The sequence below is a fragment of the Nonlabens sp. Asnod3-A02 genome, from assembly GCF_045063755.1.
In the GTDB taxonomy this organism is placed as follows: domain Bacteria; phylum Bacteroidota; class Bacteroidia; order Flavobacteriales; family Flavobacteriaceae; genus Nonlabens; species Nonlabens xylanidelens.
Map to the genome: position 1 here is coordinate 157,943 of NZ_JBEFOC010000008.1, position 24,326 is coordinate 182,268.

General features: G+C 36.2%; 17 protein-coding genes. 8 read left to right on the forward strand and 9 right to left on the reverse strand.

Going from position 1 to position 24,326, the window contains the following annotated elements:
- Positions 1-33 precede the first annotated feature (33 nt).
- The 3 genes from ACJJVN_RS10685 to dnaE form a co-directional block, all read right to left on the reverse strand.
- Entirely contained in the window at positions 34-1,032 is a 999-nt protein-coding gene (locus tag ACJJVN_RS10685) for an NADP-dependent oxidoreductase (protein ID WP_405378074.1), read from the reverse strand.
- A gap of 179 nt (positions 1,033-1,211) precedes the next feature.
- Entirely contained in the window at positions 1,212-1,532 is a 321-nt protein-coding gene (gene trxA / locus ACJJVN_RS10690; protein ID WP_104513887.1) for a thioredoxin, read from the reverse strand.
- A 141-nt stretch (positions 1,533-1,673) separates the two neighbouring features.
- A complete protein-coding gene (dnaE, locus tag ACJJVN_RS10695; RefSeq protein WP_104513888.1) occupies positions 1,674-6,023 on the reverse strand; it encodes a DNA polymerase III subunit alpha in 4,350 nt (1,449 codons plus the stop codon).
- 407 nt (positions 6,024-6,430) lie between these two features.
- Here dnaE and ACJJVN_RS10700 point away from each other — a divergent pair, with 407 nt between their 5' ends.
- Complete coding sequence (locus ACJJVN_RS10700) at positions 6,431-7,348, forward strand: hypothetical protein (RefSeq protein WP_405378075.1); 918 nt, start codon at positions 6,431-6,433, stop codon at positions 7,346-7,348.
- 125 nt (positions 7,349-7,473) lie between these two features.
- Here the strand turns inward: ACJJVN_RS10700 and ACJJVN_RS10705 are convergent, their stop codons facing one another.
- The 4 genes from ACJJVN_RS10705 to ACJJVN_RS10720 form a co-directional block, all read right to left on the reverse strand.
- Positions 7,474-7,920: a PA2169 family four-helix-bundle protein gene (locus ACJJVN_RS10705; protein ID WP_405378076.1), complete on the reverse strand. Its 447-nt coding sequence runs from the start codon at positions 7,918-7,920 to the stop codon at positions 7,474-7,476.
- Positions 7,921-8,205: 285 nt separating this feature from the next.
- On the reverse strand, positions 8,206-10,812 hold the full coding sequence (locus tag ACJJVN_RS10710; RefSeq protein WP_405378077.1) for a ribonucleoside-diphosphate reductase subunit alpha: 2,607 nt from the start codon (positions 10,810-10,812) through the stop codon (positions 8,206-8,208).
- A gap of 148 nt (positions 10,813-10,960) precedes the next feature.
- A complete protein-coding gene (locus ACJJVN_RS10715) occupies positions 10,961-11,953 on the reverse strand; it encodes a ribonucleotide-diphosphate reductase subunit beta (RefSeq protein ID WP_104513892.1) in 993 nt (330 codons plus the stop codon).
- Between the two features lie 354 nt (positions 11,954-12,307).
- Positions 12,308-12,871 carry a DUF3109 family protein gene (locus ACJJVN_RS10720; RefSeq protein WP_405378078.1) on the reverse strand — a complete coding sequence of 188 codons (564 nt, stop codon included), beginning with the start codon at positions 12,869-12,871 and terminating at the stop codon, positions 12,308-12,310.
- Between the two features lie 242 nt (positions 12,872-13,113).
- On the opposite strand from ACJJVN_RS10720, the gene pyrH reads away from it, so the two are divergent.
- The 7 genes from pyrH (at position 13,114) to ACJJVN_RS10755 (ending at position 23,024) form a co-directional block, all read left to right on the forward strand.
- Entirely contained in the window at positions 13,114-13,821 is a 708-nt protein-coding gene (gene pyrH, locus ACJJVN_RS10725) for a UMP kinase (RefSeq protein ID WP_104513894.1), read from the forward strand.
- A gap of 43 nt (positions 13,822-13,864) precedes the next feature.
- A complete protein-coding gene (frr, locus tag ACJJVN_RS10730; protein WP_104513895.1) occupies positions 13,865-14,419 on the forward strand; it encodes a ribosome recycling factor in 555 nt (184 codons plus the stop codon).
- 131 nt (positions 14,420-14,550) lie between these two features.
- Entirely contained in the window at positions 14,551-16,740 is a 2,190-nt protein-coding gene (locus ACJJVN_RS10735; RefSeq protein ID WP_405370505.1) for a DUF5686 family protein, read from the forward strand.
- Between the two features lie 82 nt (positions 16,741-16,822).
- Positions 16,823-19,213 (forward strand): RND family transporter, encoded by a 2,391-nt coding sequence (locus tag ACJJVN_RS10740; RefSeq protein WP_405378079.1) that lies wholly within the window; start codon positions 16,823-16,825, stop codon positions 19,211-19,213.
- Between the two features lie 124 nt (positions 19,214-19,337).
- Complete coding sequence (gene asnS, locus ACJJVN_RS10745) at positions 19,338-20,786, forward strand: asparagine--tRNA ligase (RefSeq protein WP_104513898.1); 1,449 nt, start codon at positions 19,338-19,340, stop codon at positions 20,784-20,786.
- A gap of 165 nt (positions 20,787-20,951) precedes the next feature.
- Complete coding sequence (rpoN, locus tag ACJJVN_RS10750) at positions 20,952-22,409, forward strand: RNA polymerase factor sigma-54 (protein ID WP_104513899.1); 1,458 nt, start codon at positions 20,952-20,954, stop codon at positions 22,407-22,409.
- A 6-nt stretch (positions 22,410-22,415) separates the two neighbouring features.
- On the forward strand, positions 22,416-23,024 hold the full coding sequence (locus ACJJVN_RS10755; RefSeq protein ID WP_405378080.1) for a hypothetical protein: 609 nt from the start codon (positions 22,416-22,418) through the stop codon (positions 23,022-23,024).
- A 16-nt stretch (positions 23,025-23,040) separates the two neighbouring features.
- Here ACJJVN_RS10755 and ACJJVN_RS10760 read toward each other — a convergent pair whose 3' ends face one another.
- Together ACJJVN_RS10760 and ACJJVN_RS10765 are read right to left on the reverse strand one after the other, a co-directional pair.
- On the reverse strand, positions 23,041-23,751 hold the full coding sequence (locus ACJJVN_RS10760) for a porin family protein (protein WP_405378081.1): 711 nt from the start codon (positions 23,749-23,751) through the stop codon (positions 23,041-23,043).
- Positions 23,752-23,839: 88 nt separating this feature from the next.
- Positions 23,840-24,325, reverse strand: coding sequence for a biopolymer transporter ExbD (locus tag ACJJVN_RS10765; protein ID WP_104513902.1), 486 nt, complete (start codon positions 24,323-24,325; stop codon positions 23,840-23,842).
- Between the last annotated feature and the right edge of the window lies 1 nt (position 24,326).

Here is a 24,326-nt window from a genome sequence, read left to right on the forward strand (position 1 = left end):
GAATCTTAAAAAAGTATCGTGCTAAAAACGTTATTAATAGATTTTAACCACCATTTTACCTTTATTCTTCCCTTCAAATAAATCAATAAATGCCTGTGGAATGGAGTCAAAACCTTCTACAACGGTCTCTTCCTTTACCAGTTTCCCATCATTTAACCATTGCGATAATTGCTTTACACCTTCTGGAAAATGCTCTTGATAATTACTAACTATAAAACCTTGCATTTTCACGCTTTGTTTTACAATAGTAGTTTCTAATCTAGGCCCAGTAGGCTTTTCAGTCTCATTATATAACGAGATCGCACCACAGTTTATAACACGACCTAGGCGGTTTATGTTTTTCATAGCTGCATCTAGCGTGTAGCTACCCACGTTATCAAAATAAATATCTATACCATCTGGCGCGTGCTCTTTAATCGCAGCAGCTAGGTCTTCTGTTTTATTATAATTAATAGCTGCATCAAAACCGAATTTACTCTTAAGTAACTCCACTTTTTCATCAGACCCAGCGATACCTATGACTTTAAGTCCTTTTATTTTACCTATTTGCCCTACTACAGATCCTACGGCACCTGCTGCACCAGAGACTAGTAAAGTCTCTCCTTCTTTAGGCTCTCCTATTCTATCTAGTCCAAAGTATGCGGTAAGTCCTGTCATACCTAAAATACCTAGGTTTGCACTTAACGAACTTTCATCATTGCTTACTTTACGTAAATTCTCTGCAGTACTAGTTTGATATTCTTTCCATTCTAATGATCCTGTTAGAAAATCTCCTTTTTCAAATCGGTCATTGTTACTTTCTACAACCTCAGCCACAATTGCAGATGCTATGGGAGCACCTATTTCAAAAGGCTCTATATAAGATTTTTCATCTCGCATACGTCCACGTAGATAAGGATCTACCGACACGTATTTAGTTCTCAATAATACCTCACCATCTTTAGGCGATGGCTTTTCTTCTTCTATGAATTCAAAATTACTGTTTTGTGGTGTTCCTTGCGGTCTGTTTTTCAACAATATAGTCTTGCTCATAATAATTAATTTTATTTTCAAGTTAGCCGAAATACTCTAGAAAAGTATTAGGGTTATATTAAAATTGAACCTAAAATGGTTAAACTTTAAACAAGATCATGATCATCTATTTTATTAAGAAAAGAGCAAAAAAAAGCCTGCTCAAAATGAGCAGGCTTATCTATTTTATATTTTGAATACTAGTTCAAAAGAGAGTCTAAAGCGTCTGTATAAGCATCTTTAGGAGCAACTCCTACCTGACGACCTACTACTTCACCGTTTTGAAAAACTAATACTGTAGGGATGTTACGTACACCATATTTAGCAGCAAATTCTTGATTTGCATCTACGTCCATTTTACCTACTACAGCTTTATCAGCATACTCAGTAGAAACCTCGTCGATGATAGGTCCTACCATACGACATGGTCCACACCACGCTGCCCAAAAGTCAACCAATACTGGCTTTTCACTTTTTAATACTGTTTCTTCAAAATTTGCATCTGTTATTTCTAGTGCCATGATATTTTTCTTTAATAATTATATACAAATTTAAACAAAACTAACGCCATACACACTAGTCTGGTATTGTAGTTACTTATATTGATATTTCACTTATTAATGCTGACTATATAATAGGTGAAATATCATATCAGGAATAAATCAATTCACCCCATAGGTTATGTCGTTATCATCTAGCAGTTGCAACAGCTCTGCACTGACGTTTACCTTTTGTAATCTAGCAGACATATCTATAGAGATCTTTTCTTCATGATCTTTTAAATTAAAGAGCAGTCTATGATCTCCTTGATGTTTATCTAGTGCGTCTTTTAATAGAGCAATGCGTTCTTCTAGTATTTCACTTACATGAAATTCTATAGTAAGTTTCTTTGCAGCTTGCGCCATGACATCTTGTAACTGTGCCATCTGAACAAATAAAATACGTGGATCTCGCGGCTTACCAGTATTCTTATCTATCCAGCCTTGTTGTATTTTAACCTTGGCATGTAAGAAACTATTAGGCACTAAAAAGTGTCTGAATTTTAAATAATCCTCACCGAACATTCTGAATTCAAAGGACTCGTCATAATCCTCCATGGTAAAAATACCCCAAGGTTTATTTGCTTTACTCATCATGTGTCGTGCCTCAGATATCACCCCACAAAATGTAAGCTCTCTATTTACCAGAGGTGTGAGATCTTTCATAGCAGCGAGGTTTGCATTACAAAAGAATTTCATCTCTCGTTTATAATCGTCTAGTGGATGACCAGATATGTAAATACCTACTACTTCTCGTTCTCTTTTCAATTTCTCCATCGTTCCCCAATCTTCACAAACAGGTAATTGTGGCTCTGGAATTTGCACATCGCTGGCCTCACCAAAAAGGCTTACTTGAGCACTGTTCTCATTTTCTTGAAACTTCTGTGCATACTTAACTACTTGTTCTAAGAATATCTGTCCGTTATCAAATTCATGGAAAAATTGCGCACGATTTTCTCCTCCTAATCCGTCAAAACCACCGCTTAAAGCTAATGCTTCAAAAGATTTTTTATTTGCAGCACGCAAGTCTATGCGCTTTGCCATATCAAAGATGCTCTTATAATGACCATCTTTTCTATTTTCAATAATAGTCATTACCGCACCATGGCCTAAACCTTTTACAGCTCCCATACCAAAACGTATAGCACCTTTAGGGTTTACCGTAAATTTATAGTTAGATTCATTTACATCTGGACCTAATACATCGAGTCCCATGCGGCGACACTCATCCATAAATTTAGTCACATCCTTGATCTGGTTCATATTGTTAGACAAGGTTGCTGCCATAAACTCTGCTCCATAGTTTGCTTTTAAATAAGCTGTTTGATAGGCTATCCATGCATAACAAGTAGAGTGAGATTTATTGAAGGCATAAGATGCAAAGGCTTCCCAGTCTTTCCATACTTTTTCTAATACCGTACGGTCGTGCCCATTTCCTTCTCCAGCATCTAGAAATTTAGGCTTCATTTTTTGTAGCGTTGCCATTTGCTTTTTACCCATAGCTTTTCTCAAAACATCGGCATCACCTTTTGAGAAGTTTGCCAGCTTTTGAGAGAGTAGCATTACTTGCTCTTGGTAAACAGTAATACCATACGTTTCCTTTAGGTATTCTTCCATCGCATCTAGATCATAAACGATCTCTTTACGACCGTGTTTACGATCAATAAATTCTGGAATATATTCTAGTGGACCAGGTCTGTACAAGGCATTCATGGCAATAAGATCGGCAAACTGGGTAGGTTTGAGTTCTCTCATGTATTTTTGCATCCCCAAACTTTCATACTGAAAAATGGCAGTAGTCTCTCCACGCTGGAAAAGCTCATAGGTCTTCTCGTCGTCTAGCGGTATAGATTCTATATCCAGCTCTATTCCATGACGTTCTTTTATAATCGCAACAGTATCCTTAATCTGGCTCAAGGTTTTTAATCCCAAGAAATCCATCTTAAGCAGTCCAGCACTTTCTACGACCTCGTTATCAAACTGAGTCACATAAAGATCTGAATTTTTTGCTGTTGCTACAGGTACAAAATTAGTAAGGTCATCTGGTGTAATTATCACACCACAGGCGTGTACACCGGTATTTCTCACACATCCTTCTAGAATTCTAGCTTTCTGTATAGTTTCTGCGATAAGATCATTTCCCTCAGCTAGGCTTCTTAATTCTCGCACCATGTCTGCATCATCACCACGGAATTTTCCTGCGATTTCATTATCTTCTAGAGCAAACATTTTCTTCAACTTAGCAAAATCAGGAATTAATTTTGCCACACGGTCTGCGTCTTGTAATGGTAAATCTAGTGCTCGAGCCGTATCTCTAATAGACGACTTTGCCGCCATCGTACCATACGTAATAATTTGTGCTACTTGTGACGCTCCATATTTCTCAATAACGTAGTCCATTACTTTGTAACGGTTCTCATCATCAAAATCTATATCAATATCGGGCATGGATACACGATCTGGATTTAGGAAACGCTCAAAAAGCAGGTCGTAATGTATAGGATCTACATTTGTAATCCATAAACAATAGGCTACCACACTACCTGCGGCACTACCACGACCAGGTCCTACAGCCACATCCATGTCTCTGGCTGCTTTTATAAAATCCCAAGTAATCAAGAAATAACCAGGATAACCGGTCTTTTTAATTGTCTCTAATTCAAATTCTAGTCGTTCTTCTATTTCTGGAGTGATCTCACCATAACGTATTTTTGCACCTTCATAAGTAAGGTGTCTCAAATAGCTATTCTCACCATTCTTAGTATTATTAACTGCGTCATTTTCATCTACAAACTCTGTTGGAATGTCAAAGGCAGGTAACAGTACATCTCTCGCAAGCTCATATGCCTCTACTTTATCTACTACTTCTTGTACATTAAGTATCGCCTCGGGCAGGTCTTTAAAGAGTTCTTTCATCTCTGGAGCAGACTTGTAATAATACTCCTGATTAGGCAATCCATAACGATAACCACGACCACGACCTATAGGCGTTGCTTGCTTCTCATTATCTTTTACACAAAGTAAAATATCATGTGCATTTGCATCTTCTTTATGTATGTAATACGTATTATTAGTCGCTACTATTTTTACATCGTGTTTGCGAGCAAAGCTGACTAACACCTCATTTGCGCGATTTTCATCTTCTTGACCATGGCGCATTACCTCAACATAAAGATCGTCACCAAAGTGCTTTTTCCACCACAATAGTGCTTCTTCGGCCTGATTTTCTCCTAAGTTCAAAATCTTAGAAGGCACCTCACCATACATGTTTCCTGTTAGGACAATTAGGTCTTCCTTATATTCTTCTACCAGTTTTTTATCTATACGCGGCATGTAGTAAAACCCATCTGTGTAGGCTTTACTTGCCATTTTTGCTAGATTATGATATCCATTCTTGTTTTTGGCTAGAATCACTATCTGGTATCCGTTATCCTTGTGTGTACGATCGTACATGTCTTCACACACCTGGAATTCACAACCTATAATAGGTTTTATAGGTTCTTTTTCTTCTCCTTCTTCTGCATCTGCCAGACTCGCATTATGTGCTTTTACCGCACGTACAAAATGGAATGCTCCCATCATGTTTGCATGGTCTGTCATGGTAACGGCATTCATATTATTTGCCGCAGCAGCTGTAACTAGATCTTTTACACTAGCTGTACATTGTAATATGGAAAACTGACTATGACTGTGTAAGTGTGCAAAACTCGCATCTCTTAATTCATTTAAGTTCTCTTTAATTTCTGCCTTAGAAATCTCTGGACTATCGTTGGACTTTAATCTTTCTGATGCTTTTTTAAGATTGACATGCTTTATTCCTACCGGTGCGATGGTTGTAGGGTTGCTTTCGCGAAAGCGTAAAAAATATCCATCTTCAAAACCTAGTTGTTCTAGCGAGTACTGCTCTTTTCTAAGTAATTCTAAGAAACAACGCGTGGTTGCCTCCACATCTGCAGTCGCGTTGTGCGCTTCTCCAAAGGGCTGATTAAACAGAAACTGGTGCAGCTCTGTAAGTGTCGGTAATTTAAATTTACCATATCGTCCACCGGGAATCTGACATAAATTTGCCGTGTGCTCTGTACAGGTATCTAGAACAGGTAGCTCTTGTAAATCGTTACCTATTTGGGTACGTTCAAATTCTGCTCCAGTAACATTAAGGTCAAATTTTAAATTCTGACCTACAATAAATTTTGTTTTACTAAGTGCTATGTTAAATTTCTCTAACATCTCCACTAGAGGAATACCGTCTTTTTGAGCAAGTGCTGTAGAGATACCATGTATACGCTCTGCATCATAAGGGATGTCAAAACCGTCTGGTTGTATCAAATAATCTTGAGCCTCTATAAGGTTACCCATCTCGTCATGTAACTGCCACGCTATCTGTATAACCCTAGGCCAGTTATCTACATCTGTAAAAGGTGCATCCCAGCGTTTAGGTAATCCAGTAGTTTCTGTGTCAAAAATTAAGTACATAAGCGCGTGTTCTAAAAGATGAAATTACTTCTATAAAAGGAATTGAAAAATATTTACATAAATCTGATTATCAATAGCATGAAATCTGTAATCTAATTATTTTTCGGATTTTAAATATAGGTCTTTGAGTTGCTTTTTGAAAGTAGAGTTATGAACAATCTTAGTTAAAATTACAGCTCTTGTAAAGACTAAAGACAATTGAAAAACAAAATATTTCTTACTTATCCCGACACAATTATCACAATCTTGCAATAACATGTGATATAAATGAAATGAAATCGAGAGGCAATCGTGAATTAAAAAATCGCTATTTGTTGTGTTCAAAAACAGTAAGCCTCTATAGGATTAAAAACTCTTACTGTTTCATATAACAACTCGAACTTAATATTCAATTTTAAAATTTTATCATGAAAACAAATTTTTTATTCACCCTATTACTATCAGTAGTATTTACATCTACTGTATTTTCTCAAGGACTAGTAGATGGTTTTTTTAATCCTAAAGGCGATTTATCTGTTACGGCTAGTTATACACGCAGCACCTTTGACGCATTTTATATAGGAAAAGATAAAGTAGACCCTATACCTGCTCACAATGAAATAGATCAAGACATATATAATCTCTATGCAAAATATTCTATAACAGATAACTTTACTGTTATCGCAAACGCACCTTATATAAGTGCTCAAGGAAATGGCGCTGCAGACCCAGTAAATGGGACGACAGAGCAATCTGATTTTCAAGATATTAGTTTATATGGTAAATACAGAGCCTTCAGTACAAAACTAGGTAAAGCAAGACTAGACGGTCTAGGTGCTGTAGGTGTAACACTACCTGGCGGTTATGAGCCTAATGGGATATTATCTCTAGGTTCTGGAGCGGTAACGACTAACTTACATCTAGGTGCTCACTTACAAGCAGACTCTGGTTTATTTGCTACTGCAGTTGCTGGATACAGTCTGCGTGGTGATGCTGACGACAACATAGGTGCGAATGGTGGTAACGATCTAGATGTACCAGATGCCTTATTATTCATGGGTAAAATAGGATATTCTAACGCACTTTTTTATGTAGAAGCATGGATGGATTACCAGTCTTCTTCAGACGGTAGAGATATTTCTGACGCAGATTTTGGCGGTAGATTTCCAGAGACAGAAGTAGATTACACACGTATAGGTGTTACTGCTTATGTACCTGTACTTCCATCATTAGGATTAAGTGCTGGATATGGAACACTAGTCGACGGACGCAATGTAGGAGATTCTAATTATTTTAATCTAGGAGTGACCTATTCGCTTTCAGTCGGTTCTAAGAAAGCAAAATAATTAGTTAGTTCTATTTTATAGAAGAGAACTCTTACATGAAAATCGCTTCTATAAACTCTAAAAGATAGGACATAAAAAAGCTCGATCTTAACAAATCGAGCTTTTACTATTATACACCTATTCTATTAGGCTATTTCTTCCATGGCATTTACTCTAGTTAATGCATTTTGAATAGTATCTCTATGCTTTATCAACACGTTTTTTGTTGATGGCGGCAAGGTAGTTTCTTCAATAATCTCATTGTATTCTTCTACTGCGCTTTTTTCACCTCTTACGGCCTCTTCTAGAATTGCTTCTTCATTATCTGAGGTAAAAGTAGACTTTATGTTCATCCAGGTGCGATGCGCATCTCCTTTTAAACTTGTCCCTTTTTCTGGACTCTCTCCATAACTTTTAATCTCTTCCTTTAATTCATGTCCAAAATTATAACGTTCTTCTTGCTGTTTTGAGAAAAAATCTTTTAATCTACTGCTATTCACTTGCTCTGTTGCTAGTTTATATCCAGCCTCTGCATCATAGTTTTTAGTTAGTAAATCATTTAATTTTTGGGATACTTCTTTTGTGTAGTTCATAATATTTGTTTGTATGGTTAATAATTAATTACACCACAAACATATAACAATGAAGTAGTTACAAACGACCGATTAAGACAGGTTTAAAAAAAGCTTAGTAGAGATTTAAGATTAGCTTACTTTATCCCGCTTTTATGTTAAGAGATTTAAGGTTTTTATGTCTTTCAAAACAACTTCTTAAAGTAGTTTATCATTCCGCTTTCGCGAAAGCGAAACTATAGAACATAAAAAAGCCCAATCACAGGATTGGGCTTTGATACGTTTTAGTAATAAATGTAATAAAAATTATGAACCACACATCTCACAGTCGTCACCATTACTGGCAGCGTCTTTTGCACGTTGCAAGATTAATTTATATTCTTCGGCAGTCATTTCTTCGTTTTCTGTGATCACGTTAGTATTCACAACTGGCTGCGTTTGATTCATAACGTTTGCCGCTGCTGGTGCACTATCTTCTACAAATAGAGACTGAGACTGTACTGGAGCTGCTGCTTGAGCCTGAACAGGAGCAGGCTGTGACACATGCTGTTGTGCTCTTAATGTACTTGCTGCTTGTGCTGGCGCTGTAGTATTAAGAACAGGAACTTCTACTGCTGCAGGTGCTGCGATAGGTGCTGCTTTCTTTTCCTTTGTTACTGTAAATTTAATTGCATCTACTGCTGCCTTTGTTCTTAGGTAATACATTCCAGTTTTTAAACCACTTTTCCACGCATAGAAGTGCATAGAGGTAAGCTTAGAAGTAGTCACGTTTTCCATGAATAGGTTTAAGGATTGCGACTGGTCGATAAAGAAACCTCTCTCGCGAGACATATCGATAATGTCCTTCATCTTTAATTCCCACACTGTTTTATAAAGCTCTTTAATATCTGCTGGAATTCCTTCTATCGCTTGTATAGAACCGTTATTTCTCATAATAGCGTTCTTCAAACTATCATCCCAAAGTCCTAAATCTACAAGATCTTTTAATAAATGCTTGTTTACTACGATAAATTCTCCAGAGAGTGTTCTACGTGTATAGATGTTAGAAGTATACGGCTCAAACGCCTCATTGTTACCAAGGATTTGAGAAGTACTGGCTGTAGGCATAGGCGCAACTAATAGTGAGTTTCTCACACCGTGTTCCATTACCTTAGTTCTTAGGTCTGCCCAGTTCCAGCGACCGCTTAAATCTGTATCATTTACATTCCACATGTTGTACTGGAATTCTCCTTTTGACATAGGTGAACCTGCAAATGTAGAATAAGGTCCTTCTTCAATAGCCATTTCCATAGAAGCCTCACATGCTGCAAAGTATAAGGTCTCAAAAATCTCTGAGTTTAATTTCTTTGCCTCATCACTTGTAAATGGAAGACGTAACATGATAAAAGCATCTGCTAGACCTTGAATACCTAATCCTACTGGTCTGTGACGCATGTTAGAATTTCTCGCCTCAATTACTGGGTAATAGTTGCGATCGATAACTTTGTTAAGGTTGCGAGTTACTCTTTTTGTTACTTTATATAATGCTTTGTGATCAAATGCACCATCTTTAATAAACATAGGTAATGCAATAGAGGCTAGGTTACATACTGCAACCTCGTCTGGAGATGTATACTCCATGATCTCTGTACATAGGTTTGAAGACCTGATGGTACCTAAATTCTTCTGGTTAGACTTATTATTTGCTGCATCTTTATATAACATGTATGGTGTACCTGTCTCGATTTGAGATTCTAGTATCTTATCCCATAACTCACGAGCCTGGATAGTCTTGCGACCTTTTCCTTCTTGCTCATATTTAGTATACAATGCTTCAAACTCATCTCCATGAAGGTTATAAAGATCTGGACACTCGTGTGGACACATTAATGTCCATGTAGAGTTAGTCTCTACTCTTTTCATGAAAAGGTCTGAGATCCACATCGCATAGAATAAATCGCGTGCACGCATTTCTTCTTTACCGTGATTCTTTTTAAGATCGAGGAAATCAAATATATCTGCATGCCATGGTTCCATATAAATAGCAAAGGAACCTTTACGTTTTCCTCCACCTTGATCTACATAACGTGCGGTGTCGTTATATACTTTAAGCATAGGCACAATACCGTTAGAAGTACCGTTAGTACCACCTATGTAAGAACCTCTCGCACGTATATTGTGAATAGATAGTCCTATACCACCAGCGCTTTGTGAGATTTTTGCTGTTTGTTTTAATGTATCGTAAATACCTTCTATACTATCATCTTGCATCGTTAATAAGAAACAAGAAGACATTTGAGGCTTAGGTGTACCTGCATTAAATAATGTAGGTGTTGCATGAGTGAAGAACTTTTTAGACATCAACTCATAGGTCTCTATAGCTGCGTCTAAATCGTCTATATGAATACCTACAGACACACGCATTAACATGTGTTGTGGACGCTCTGCAATCTGACCGTTAATTTTTAATAAATAACTACGTTCTAATGTTTTAAACCCAAAGTAATCGTACCCAAAATCACGATTATAGATAATGGCCGAGTTCAAGCGGTCTGCATTATCCTGTATTACTTTATACACCTCGTCAGAGATCATAGGTGCAGCTTTCTCCGTACGCGGATTTACGTATTGATAAAGATCTGTTACTACGTCAGTGAAGGTCTTTTTTGTGTTCTTATGCAGGTTAGAAACCGAGATACGTGCCGCAAGACGTGCATAATCTGGATGTGCAGTAGTCATGGTTGCAGCAGTCTCTGCAGCTAGGTTATCAAGTTCACTAGTAGTAACACCGTCATATAACCCATCGATTACACGCATAGCTACTTTTACTGGGTCTACATGATTACTTAAACCGTAACATAATTTACGTACTCTCGCTGTGATTTTATCAAACATCACTGGCTCCTTGTGGCCGTCTCTTTTTACTACAAACATATTGAACTGTTTTATTTGGGTTAAGAGATAAGGATTCTACTCCCTTTCTCTTGTAATTGGGTTAACATAAGTGAAAATATCTTGACATATTCTCGGCAATCTATAATGGAACAACTGTTGCAGTTGTAAGGTCTAAATAAGCTTTGCTCTAGAAATCAGCATCTAAAGAAAAAGAATCCATAGAATCTTTATCTTCTTTAGTACTGTTCATAACACCAGCTTTCTGGTACTCACCTACTCTTTTTTCAAAGAAGTTGGTCTTACCTTCCATACCTATTAAATCCATAAAATCAAACGGATTAGTCACGTTATAAACAGGCTCGCATTCTAATTCTACTAGTAAACGGTCTGTTACAAACTCTAGGTATTGAGTCATTAATTTTGCATTCATACCTATTAAACTAGCAGGTAATGACTCTGTAATGAACTCGCGCTCTATATTTAAGGCGTCCACAATAATTTCTGTGATACGTTCTTTAGGCACTTTATTAACTAGGTGGTGATTATGTAGGTGTACTGCAAAATCACAGTGCATACCCTCATCGCGAGAAATCAATTCATTAGAAAAAGTAAGTCCTGGCATTAAACCACGCTTCTTTAACCAGTAAATAGAACAAAAAGCACCTGAGAAGAAAATACCTTCTACTGCTGCAAATGCAATAAGACGCTCTGCAAATGATGGACTATCGATCCATTTCATTGCCCAGTCTGCCTTTAATTTAATCGCAGGGAAATTTTCTATAGCTCTAAAAAGTTGATCTTTTTCTTTATCATCTTTTACATAAGTATCAATAAGAAGAGAGTAAGTCTCTGAGTGTATGTTTTCCATCATGATCTGGAAACCATAGAAGAACTTAGCTTCAGAATATTGAACTTCATTTACAAAGTTCTCTGCTAGATTCTCATTTACAATACCATCACTCGCTGCAAAAAATGCAAGAATGTGTTTTATGAAATAACGCTCGTCAGAATTAAGAGATTGTTCCCAGTCTGTAATATCAACTTGCAAATCGATTTCTTCTGCCGTCCATATACATGCCTGTTGCTTCTTATACCATTCCCATAAATCATCATGTTGAATAGGAAAAATAACAAATCTATCTGGATTCTCTTGTAAAATAGGTTCTGGAGTCGTCTGCATGTGGCCTTTAATTATCTCGTTAATTTCTTAAAACTTAAGAGTAACAAAGATGGCTAAAGTTTGAGGCGATATGGAGGTTTTAACATTTGCCTTTTTCACAAGTTTTCAACATAGAACTTTTGTGAATTATTTACCACAAAAAACTAACTGACAGCCATTTAACATATTGTTTCGATGAATGGTTTTTTACTCAATTTCGAAATGTTAAATCACTTATTTCATCACTACTGAGCCACGATTTGAAGACTTTTCCTACGTCTAGTTAGCATATTTTTTACAAGAAGTTATTCACGGTTTCACAAAAGGAGAACTATAAAAAACGCTCTTTGAAAACGCAGATTTTGAATTAACGCTCTAAAAATCCTTTGCAATTTCTTCTAATTCTGAATACCATTCCTGACCAAATTTTCTGGTCAGTGGTTCTTTCAAAAATTTATAAACTGGCACGCCTAATTCTTCACCTAGCGCACAGGCGTCGTCACAAATTTGCCATTTGTGATAATTCACCGCTTTAAAATCGGTATATTCTTGAATACGTACTGGGTATAAATGACAAGATATAGGTTTATAAAAAGTCGTTTTACCATCTCTATAAGCAGACTCTATACCACACAACGCTGTACCATCTTCTTTAAAAGTAGCATAAACACACTCTTCATTATTAACGAGTGGAGTTTCTAACTCTCCATTCTCACGTTCTACCCATGTACCTTGCTCCTCTATAACCGCAATACCTTCTGGACGTAAATAAGGTTTTATCTTCTCATACTCACGATCTAGTATATCTAATTCTTTTTGCTCTAGAGGCGCGCCTGCCTCTCCTGCTACACAACAAATTCCTTTACATGCAGTAAGATTACATACAAAGTCTTTTTCAAGAAGATCGTCTGACACAATGGTTTTTCCCAGCTGGAACATAAGGTAAATAGTTAGATTGCAAAGATAGCTTTTGAACCTGAATTTGAGATTTAATCTCAGACTCTAAATACCAAGCATTTAAATAAATCGCAGATACATATGAAACGACTGCTATTATTTAGGACTGTTTCTTTAATATGTAGAGATGATTGTTCTTATATCGCTTTCGCGAAAGCGATACCTAAATAAATATTTAATAGGATTTCTAATTCATTTATATTTGCAGCACACACATCTATGTTATGAAATACAATCGCATTTTATTAAAACTATCTGGAGAAGCCTTAATGGGTGAACGACAGTACGGTATCGACCCTAAACGCCTGGCAGAATATGCTCAGGAAATAAAAGAAGTTACCGATCTAGGTATAGAGGTAGCCATAGTTATAGGTGGTGGTAACATTTTTAGAGGTGTTGCTGGAGCTAGTAATGGTATGGATCGCGTACAAGGTGACCACATGGGAATGCTAGCAACTGTAATTAATGGTCTTGCTTTACAGAGCGCTCTAGAAGATGCTGATGTACCGACTAGATTACAGACTGCGATTAAAATTAATGAAGTAGCAGAGCCTTTTATACGTCGCAAGGCGATGAGACACCTACAGAAGGGACGCGTAGTAATTTTCGGTGGTGGAACAGGTAACCCATACTTTACTACAGACAGCGCCGCTGTTCTTAGAGCTATAGAAATAGAGGCAGATGTTATTCTTAAAGGTACTCGTGTAGATGGTATTTACACTGCAGACCCAGAGAAAGATGCGTCGGCAACTAAATTTGATTTTATATCCTTTGACGATGTATTGAGCAAAGGCCTTAAAGTAATGGACACTACAGCATTTACTTTAAGTCAAGAAAATGAATTACCTATTATTGTTTTTGACATGAACACAAATGGCAACTTAATTAAGCTATTGAGTGGTGAAAACATAGGTACTAAAGTACAAATGTAAAAACGGCAATATATTTGCATAGCATATTATAAAAATACTAGTGATGACTGAAGAAATTAATTTTATACTAGATAGCGCCAAGGAAAACATGGATAACGCTATCACACACTTAGAAAAAGAACTTTTAAGTATACGTGCAGGAAAAGCATCTCCTGCCATGTTAAGCACTGTAATGGTAGACTACTACGGTAGCCAGACACCATTATCACAAGTAGCAAACGTTTCTACTCCAGACGCTCGTACGTTAACTATACAGCCGTGGGAAAAAGGTATGATTACGGAAATTGAGAAGGGAATCATGTATGCTAACCTAGGTTTAAACCCTATGAATAACGGCGAGAGCGTTATCATAAACGTACCTGCTCTTACAGAAGAAAGACGTAAGGATCTTGCAAAACAAGCAAAAGCTGAAGGTGAGGAAGCAAAAATAGGTGTCCGTAACGACCGTAAGGTGGCTATGAATGATCTTAAGAAACTTGATATTTCTGAAGATTTACTTAAAAATGCTGAAGACGATGTGCAAAACTTAACTAACAAATATGTTGCTAAAATAGACGAGCATCTAGTTGTTAAGGAACAAGAGATTATGAAAGTATAATAGATTGCTATCTATTTAACAAAACGCCAGTGTCACCACTGGCGTTTTTTTACGCTCACAATATTCTCCTAAGTACCGTAGTTTTATAACTGTGCTTATTCTATTTTTAACCTTTCTAAGCAAATCATTTTATGAAGTTAGTTTTTGGTATTTTTATTTTGCTTTTATCTATAGGTATGTTTGCACAACAGCAAAGTACCAGAGAGGCCGAGATGTTAATGACCAAGGTACTTATCTCTTCAAAAAAAAATGACCCTACTCATAAACTGAATTCCTATAAGTACGATGCTTACGAGAATCTTAAGGTTTCTGGAGATCCAGAAGCACTTACCGGACCAGGATATAAAAAAACAGAATTAAGGAAAACGCTTAAGAAAACCGGAGTCTTCTTTGCCGAAAAAACATCACAACACATTTATGATGACATAGAAGGCTACAAAGAGGTTATCACTGGGGCAAACATGCCTGGATTTGAAAAACCAGTCTACCCTATTTACAATATAGATTTTCAATCAGAAAATATATATGACAACACCTACATAATATTTGACCAAGAGTTTATAAGCCCACTTAATGAAAAGGCTCCTTCTTTATATGATTTTAAAATAGAGAAAGACACGATAATTAATGACAGGCCTGTTTCTAAAATCATCTTTACTCCTAGATATAAAAAAGAAGCACAATTATTCTACGGCTCCTTATATATAGATCATCAAACTAATGGCGTAGCAAAGGCTGTTTTTAAAAAAACAGGCGATCTTAACATTATCGCATATCATGATTTTATTTATGACCCTACCACATCACTATGGTTCAACAGCTCTAGAAAACTCTATGTAAGAAAAGAGAAAACTAGAAAAGAATTAGAAATACTAGGTGCAAGACTAGAAGTAGGTATAGAAAAAAAAGTAGGTGATGATCAAAATGCTTCTGAAGAACTCTACCTTATAATAGAAGCCTTAAACTCCAATTTTAAAACCAATAAAGAAATTAATTACGGTAGAAAAGGTCTTAAAATAGAAGTACAGGACAGCGCTATAACACAACAAGAACAGTACTGGGATAAATACCGTGGAGATGACGCCTTTTCTACCACAGAGCTTGCTCGATTTATGGATCTAGACAGTATAGTCGCAGCGTCCAAAATCACTCGCAAGCTAGAAACTCTAGATAAATTTAAGGTAGGTTATTTTCCTGTCAGCTTCTTTGATGTAGATTTAAAATACTTAGTTAAATTCAATGATTATGAAGCTTTTAGAATAGGTATAGGCGGGCAAACTAATGAGAAGTTAAGTGAAAACTTTAGGATTAATGGATACCTGGCCTACGGTACTAACGATGCTGTTTTTAAACATAAAATAGGAATAGGCTACCGTATTAATAAAGAAAAAAACACCTGGTTAAACATTTATAAACAAGATGATATCAACGAGTTTGCTGCAGAAAGTTTTCTAACCGACGCAAGAGTCTACTCTCTATTTGAACCTAGATTAATTAACATACCTACTTTTTATTTGTATAAACAGTATGGTATGTCTTTACAACAGCGATTATTTCCATCTGTGATTAGTGAGGTCTCGCTTTCGCGAAAGCGAGTTACCCAAACAACAAATTACCAGTTTAACCCAACTGGAGATCCTTTTTCTGAATATGTATTATCAGAAATTTCTCTAGGCGCGAGATGGAGTCCTGTCAGTGAGTTTATGCGCACACCACAAGGTTATCAAGAAATAACAAGAGGTTACCCTATTTTAAGTGGGCAAATCACACAAGGAATAAAAGGCCTCGCAGAGAGTAACTTTAATTATCTTAAAGTTTCTGGAAAAGCAGAATACACCATAAATAGACCCAATAAAACTAGTACCGATTTTATGATAGAAGGTCATTACAGCGCTGGAGAAGTACCTTTAACACATTTGTATCACGCCTACCCTAACGCGCCTAATAAAGATGAGATCCTACAACGTTTTTCTGTAGCTGGTAGACGCAGTTTTGAAACCATGTATTTTAATGAGTTTTTCTCTGATAAACTTTTAATAGGACAGGTAAAACATAGGTTTGCTCCATTTAAGATCTTCTCGTTTTTGCAACCAGAACTGGTATTGATATCAAAAGCCGCATGGGGCGATCTAGATAACGAGCAACGTCATGAAAACATAAGCTTTAACACCTTAGAAAAAGGTTATTTAGAGAGCGGTTTTGAATTAAATAAACTCATCTTTGGATTCGGTTTAAGTGCTAGTTACCGCTATGGAGCCTATCATTTACCTGATTTTGCAGACAACCTCGCCCTCAAGTTTACATTCTACCTAGAGCTATAACAGTGTTTTAAGCATAATTAAGTCTTCATTCCTTATTTAATTACGTCTTTTAAAAGTACCTTTGCGCGCCTTAAATTGAGCCATGCAAAAGTTATTTAGTTTTAGATTTTGGAATAGTATCGCTAGACTTATACTGCGCAATAGAGAAGTGATTCTAGCCTTAATAGTTATCGCAACTATTGCACTAGCCTCACAATGGAAATACATGCAGTTTACTCATACAGAGGCTAACTTACTGCCTGATGACCATCCTGTTAATGAAGAATACAATAAGTTTCTAAACAAATTTGGTGAAGAAGGAAATCTAATTATTCTAGGGGTAGAAAATAATAATCTTGACAACTACCAAAGGTTCAATGCCTGGAACGCACTAGCAGACTCTCTCGCAACATTTGAAGAAGTAGAGCTGGTATTATCCACCTCTAACCTTCCTAATCTTACTAAAAACAGCGATAACACAAAATTTATAGTAGAACCTGTTCTTCAAGAACCTCTTAAAAACGATCAAGAATTAGATGCATTTAAAAAGAAACTTTTTAACGAGTTACCTTTTTATAAAAACCTAATCTATTCAGAAAATGATAGCGTTATACGTACCGCTGTTTATATAAAAAAGGATATCGTAAATACTATCCTGCGCAAGGATTTTATAATCGATAAATTTCAACCTGTTCTAGATCAATATGTTAGCGATAATCAGCTGGACATTAAAGTGTCTGGTATGCCGTACATAAGAACTCTTAACTCTCAAAACATAGTAGACGAGATAGGAATGTTTTTACTGGCCGCTCTAGCTATTACTTCTGGTATTTTCTTCTTTTTCTTTAGATCCTGGCGCGCTACTTTTATCTCCATAGTAACCGTGGTTATAGGTGTAATGTGGGCTTTTGGTATCTTAGGCTGGATAGGTTATGAAATTACCGTGCTTACCGCATTAATACCACCGCTTATTATCGTAATCGGGATTCCTAACTGTATATTCTTAATTAATAAGTACCAGCAAGAAATCAAGAAACACGGTAACCAGGCAAAATCTTTACAGCGCGTAATTACTAAAGTCGGTAACGCCACTTTAATGACCAACCTAACCACTGCCAGTGGATTTGCTACATTCATCTTTACACAAAGTAAATTGTTAGTAGAATTCGGTGTAGTAGCAAGTATATGTATTATCGCCATATTCTTACTTAGTTTAATGATCATACCCATCATTTATAGTTACCTCTCTATTCCTAAAGAGCGTCACTTAAAACACTTAGGTAAAACATGGATCAACAAATTTGTAGACTGGAATGAACGCATGGTAAAAAAACAGCGCATTCCTATTTACATTACTAGCGTAGTAGTTCTTATTTTAAGCTTTATAGGTATATATCAGATCAAAGTTTCTGGTAGTCTCATTGAAGACATGCCTAAAAGCATGCAATTCTATAAAGACATTAAGTTTTTTGAAGAAAGCTTTGACGGTATCATGCCATTAGAAATACTAGTCGAGAGTAAAAATGAAAAAGTAACTTCCCTAAAGACACTTAAAAGACTTAATAAACTAGAAGAACACATTATTGAGACTCCAGAACTGTCTAGACCTATGTCCATCGTATCTGCTGTAAAATTTAGTAAACAGGCACATTATGGTGGCGATCCAGAGTACTTTGACCTACCATCTACTTATGATGCAGTCACTATGTCTAAGCTGGTAAAGAAAAGTTCTAACGACATTTCTTTAATGAAAAGCTTTGTAGACAGCACCGGACAAAATGCTCGCATCACCACATTCATGAAAGATATGGGAACCGATCGCATGGAACGTGTAGAAGAAAACCTAAGAGAAAAAATAAAAACCATATTTCCAGAAGAACGTTATGAAGTAACCCTAACCGGTAAAGCCCTCGTTTTCCAAAAAGGGACCAACTACCTTATCAACAATCTTATCCTATCCCTATCACTTGCTATCGTACTTATAGCCGTATTCATGGCATGGATGTTCAAGTCTCTACGCATGATTTTTGTGTCACTCGTTCCTAATTTACTGCCGTTATTAATAACCGCAGGACTTATGGGCTACCTAGGCGTACCTATTAAACCATCTACTATACTTGTATTCTCCATCGCATTTGGAATATCAGTGGACGACACGATACACTTTCTGGCAAAATACCGTCAGGAACTCATCGCAAACGACTGGAAGATTAAAAAGTCAGTTTATGGCGCCTTAAAAGAAACCGGTGTGAGTATGTTTTACACATCTATCGTTTTGTTCTTTGGCTTCTTGACCTTTACCGCATCCAGCTTTGGTGGTACCGTAGCGTTAGGCGCTTTGGTTAGTGCTACCTTACTTTTTGCTATGGCAGCAAACTTGTTATTATTACCTAGTATGTTGCTTTCATTAGAAAAAAGTATTGCAAATGAGCGCACCTTTAAAAAACCAGCGATTCCATTAATCGCACAAGATACAGATGGTATAGAAGAGTAGGATTTTAGTTCCGCTTTCGCGAAAGCGAGATAAACACCAACACCATCACATTTACAATCATTATTAATTGTGCTTACGGCCCATAAAAATTATATTTGCCGTACTGAATTCATCAAGTAAACCAATGAAAAGAATAGCAGCAATACTCCAGTCTGATCCTAGTATGATCGAGATAACCGTAAAAGGATGGGTACGTAGTTTTAGAAACGATAGATTTATAGCATTAAACGATGGATCTACCATACATAACTTACAGGCAGTAATAGAGCCAGAAAATTATGATCGCGATCTTTTAGATCAAATTAATGTTGCCGCAGCAGTTGCTGTAACAGGTACACTTACAGAGAGTGCAGGTTCTGGACAGCGCATAGAATTACAGGCTACTAAAATAGAAATACTTGCCACTGCAGACCCTGAAGAGGTGAAGAAAACTATATTATCGCCTAAGAAGCATAATCTAGAAACCTTAAGAGAACAAGCGCATTTACGTGTGCGTACTAACACCTTCGGCGCAGTGATGCGTGTGAGAGCAGCACTATCTTTTGCGGTACACAAATATTTTCAAGAACAAGGATTTTATCAGGCGCATACACCTATAATTACAGGTAGTGACGCAGAAGGTGCTGGAGAAATGTTCCGCATTTCTACGTTAGACCCTAAGAATCCGCCGCTGGATGAAGAAGGAAATATAGATTACAAACAAGACTTCTTTGAGAAGGAATCAAACCTTACTGTTTCTGGTCAGTTAGAAGCCGAAACGTATGCTATGGGATTAGGTCAGGTATACACCTTTGGCCCGACTTTTAGAGCAGAAAATTCTAATACATCTCGTCACCTTGCAGAATTCTGGATGATAGAGCCTGAGGTTGCATTTAACGATCTAGATGCTAACATGGACCTAGCAGAAGGTTTCTTAAAATCTGTTATTGATTATGCATTAGAAAATTGTGCAGATGATATTGCATTTTTAGAAAAAAGACAAGCCGACGAAGACAAACAAAAACCAGCTGCAGAACGTAGTCCAATGCCACTACGTGAAAAATTAGAATTTATAGGTAAGAATAACTTTAAACGTGTTTCTTATACAGAAGCTATTGATATTCTTAGAAATTCTAAGCCTAACAAAAAGAAGAAATTCAAATATCCTATTAATGAATGGGGTGCAGACTTACAGTCAGAACACGAGCGTTACTTAGTAGAAAAGCACTTTGAATGCCCTGTAATTCTTTTTGATTATCCTGCAAAAATTAAAGCATTCTACATGCGCCTTAATGATAAGGATGCAAACGGAAATGAAACGGTAAGAGCCATGGACATCCTTTTCCCTGGAATAGGTGAGATGGTAGGTGGATCACAACGTGAAGAGCGTTATGATGTCTTAAAACAGAAAATGACCGACATGGAAATCTCTGAAGAAGAACTAGGATGGTATCTAGAGATGCGCAAATTCGGTAGCGTGGTGCATAGTGGTTTCGGACTAGGATTTGAACGTCTAGTTATGTTTGTAACCGGTATGGGTAACATAAGAGATGTAATTCCTTATCCACGTACTCCTGGAAATGCTGAATTTTAAAGAGCATAAAGATTAATAAAAGTCCCGATTTCTAAATTAGAAATCGGGACTTTTTAATTAAAGCGAGTATTTAAAAGCAACATGATCTATGATTACTTATAATTTTAACAACTTTAGCACTTATCAAATAGGCTTTTAGTATTTTTACATAGTTAGAAAACAAACATGCTTAAACAGTCTTTAAATTTTAAATTATCTCAGAAGTTATCTCCTCAACAAATACAGTTGATGAAGTTGATACAATTGCCTACACAGGCTTTTGAACAACGTGTAAAATCTGAACTAGAAGAAAACCCTGCTCTAGACAGCGGAAAGGAAAAGTCTGAAGACGAGTACGACGAGTATTCTAATCAAGATGACTATGACGACGGTAATGAAACTATAGAAACCGACATCAATGTTGATGATTATTTAAGTGATGACGATGTTCCCGAATACCGTACAAAAGTAAATAACTACAGTGCTGACGACGACGATAAAAGCGTTCCATATGCAGCTGGTAAGTCCTTTACACAAACCCTAGTAGAGCAATTAAACACTAGAAGACTAAGTGAACAACATCGAGCAATAGCGGAGTTTCTAGTAGGTAGTATAGACGGTAGTGGTTACATAAGAAGATCTATTGAAGACATTGCAGACGATCTTGCTTTTACTATGAACATATATACCGATGTTGAAGAGGTAGAAAAAGTTCTAGAAGTAGTTCATGATCTAGATCCTGCAGGTGTAGGAGCTAGAAGCCTGCAAGAATGTTTACTACTGCAATTAAAACGCAAAACAAAATCAGAGAGTAATGAACTAGCCATAAAGTTGATTAGAGATTACTTTGACGCATTTAGTAAAAAGCATTATTCTAAAATAATGACTAAATACGATATCAATGAAGAAGAATTACGTGACGCTATCGATGACATTGAGCATTTAAATCCAAAACCAGGAGGATCTTACACTGGTGGAAGTACAAGAATAGTAGAACAAGTAGTACCAGATTTTAATATTAGAATTAAAGATGGCGTCCTAGAATTAACTCTTAATGGTCGTAATGCTCCAGAATTACATGTTTCTAGAGATTACTCTAACATGTTACGAGGTTATAAAGAAGCCAAAGAAAAGACCAAATCTCAAAAAGATGCGGTTATGTTTATTAAACAGAAATTAGATGGTGCAAAGTGGTTTATAGACGCGATAAAACAACGTCAGGAAACACTTTTTGTAACCATGTCTACGATTATGCATTATCAAGAGGAATATTTCCTTACAGGTGATGAACGTAATTTAAAACCAATGATCTTAAAAGATATCGCAGATAAGATCAACATGGATGTATCTACAGTTTCAAGAGTTGCAAATTCTAAATATGTAGACACACCATATGGTACTAAATTGATTAAAGAATTTTTCTCAGAATCAATGACTAATTCTGATGGTGAAGAGGTTTCTACAAGAGAGATAAAGAAAATTCTAGAAACGGTTATAGGAGAAGAAAGTAAGAAAAAACCCCTTACTGATCAAAAACTAGCTGAATTGCTAAAAGAAAAAGGGTACCCTATTGCACGTAGAACTGTTGCAAAATACAGAGAACAATTAGACATACCAGTAGCAAGGTTAAGAAAAGAGATCTAGAATCTTATGAAGTGGTTTCTCACACTATGGAGCTATATAGTAAATCCTATATTCATTCCTTCCTTAGTATCGTTATGGTATTTTAACTTCAGTTATTACAGTGATGCTGATAGTGTAAAATTACAATTGTATTTAATTGTAATTCTTACCGCTGCTATACCGTTATTTATCTATAGCATATTGAAGGTCTTAGGAATTGTAAAAAGTGTACATCTATCTACTACTGGTGAGAGAATAACACCTTTAATTGTGTATGCCATTTTACTGATCATGCTACTGAGAACCACTTTTGTCAACGGTTTACACCTATCTTTATACAACTTCTTTTTAGGCACTTTAATTGCCACAATAGTAGCCACAATACTCACATCTATTAGGTACAAAATAAGCCTTCATTTAATGGCTACAGGTGGCACATTAGGCTTTTTAATAATGCTATCTTATACTTTAGGTATTAATCTACTCTTAGAAATTGCAGCGCTAGGCATTATTTCTGGTCTTACAGCTACATCTCGATTAAGCATGAAGGCACACAATAGCCATCAACTTATATTTGGGTTTCTATTAGGACTTTTAAGTCAGGTATTAGCATTTAGTTATATGACGACGACATAACCAAAGAATACTAAAGCTATAATAAGTAGAATTCTATTCCGAATTTTATCGGCTGTAGATTAACACGCTCTGTCCCTATTACTGCGTTATCGTCAAATAAAGTATTTAGATCGTATTGAACAAATGCGTTAAAACTACCATGACCTAAGGTCAATGTCGCAGCATATCTAAATCTATTCAACTCTGGAATAGAAGTTTTCTTAACCGAAGAAACGTCATCTTTAAAGCTTGCTCTATGAGTGAACATGTAAGATAATTTCACACCGCTATATATACGCCAAAATGTAGTATTGGTAGCTGTAGAAGTACGCCATCTAAATTGTATAGGCACCTCTATTAAATTCGTGTAAAAACGATTTCTATCTACACTGTCCTCATCTTCAACAATACTAAAAACTGTTGCTCCTGAGGCATCTTCTCCTATGAACAAATTAGAGTTATAGGAATTTGTAGAAAAACCAAGACCAACACCTATAGCCATATTACGACGTTTATTTACCGGCATATCTCTAATAAAACCGAGACTTAAACCACCAGAAAATCCATTTTGAGAAAAAGAATCAGGCTCGTTATTAATAAGGTTAAAAGATAAAGCTACATAAAATTGATCTTCTCTATAAAGCGAATCAACTACCGTAGGAATAGCATTTTCAGAACGTTTAACATCTTGAGCTTTTACAACTGTAAAAGCGGTTAAAAACAATAAAACAAGCAAAAATAATCTCATAATGAAAAGATAAGGCCGTAAAGTTAAAGCAAAAAAATAGCCGCTCTAAAAAAGAACGGCTATTAATATTAAATTAAAGAACTTATTATTAATTCTTTAAGTTTTTTAAAGGATCACCTTCTACTGAAGTATAACTAATTTTAAGAGCATATGCATCTCTTAATTCTTGTTTAACATCAGTTAGAATACCAACCTGTGAATTCTGATCTACTTTTAAAGAAACAGTCATCGCATCCTTATCATCTTCGTCCATAAGATTTCTCTTAGTATTAACGAAGGTTTGAACATCACTGACTGGGGCAATTTTATCTCCTAATTGAACAACTTCAGTAAGACCATAAGTCTTTTGGAAGTTAGGACTAGGCTTACCTATGTAAATAGTAACTACCTTCTTCTTTTCCGCTAGCTTTTCAACTTGATTAGCTTGTGGTAATTTGTTTTCAATTTGTAGTTCATCATCTCTCATTACAGTCGCAACCATAAAGAAGAATAGTAACATGAAAACAATATCTGGAAGAGATGCTGTAGAAACAGCTGGCAATTCACCACTCTTTTTTTTCTTAAACTTAGACATA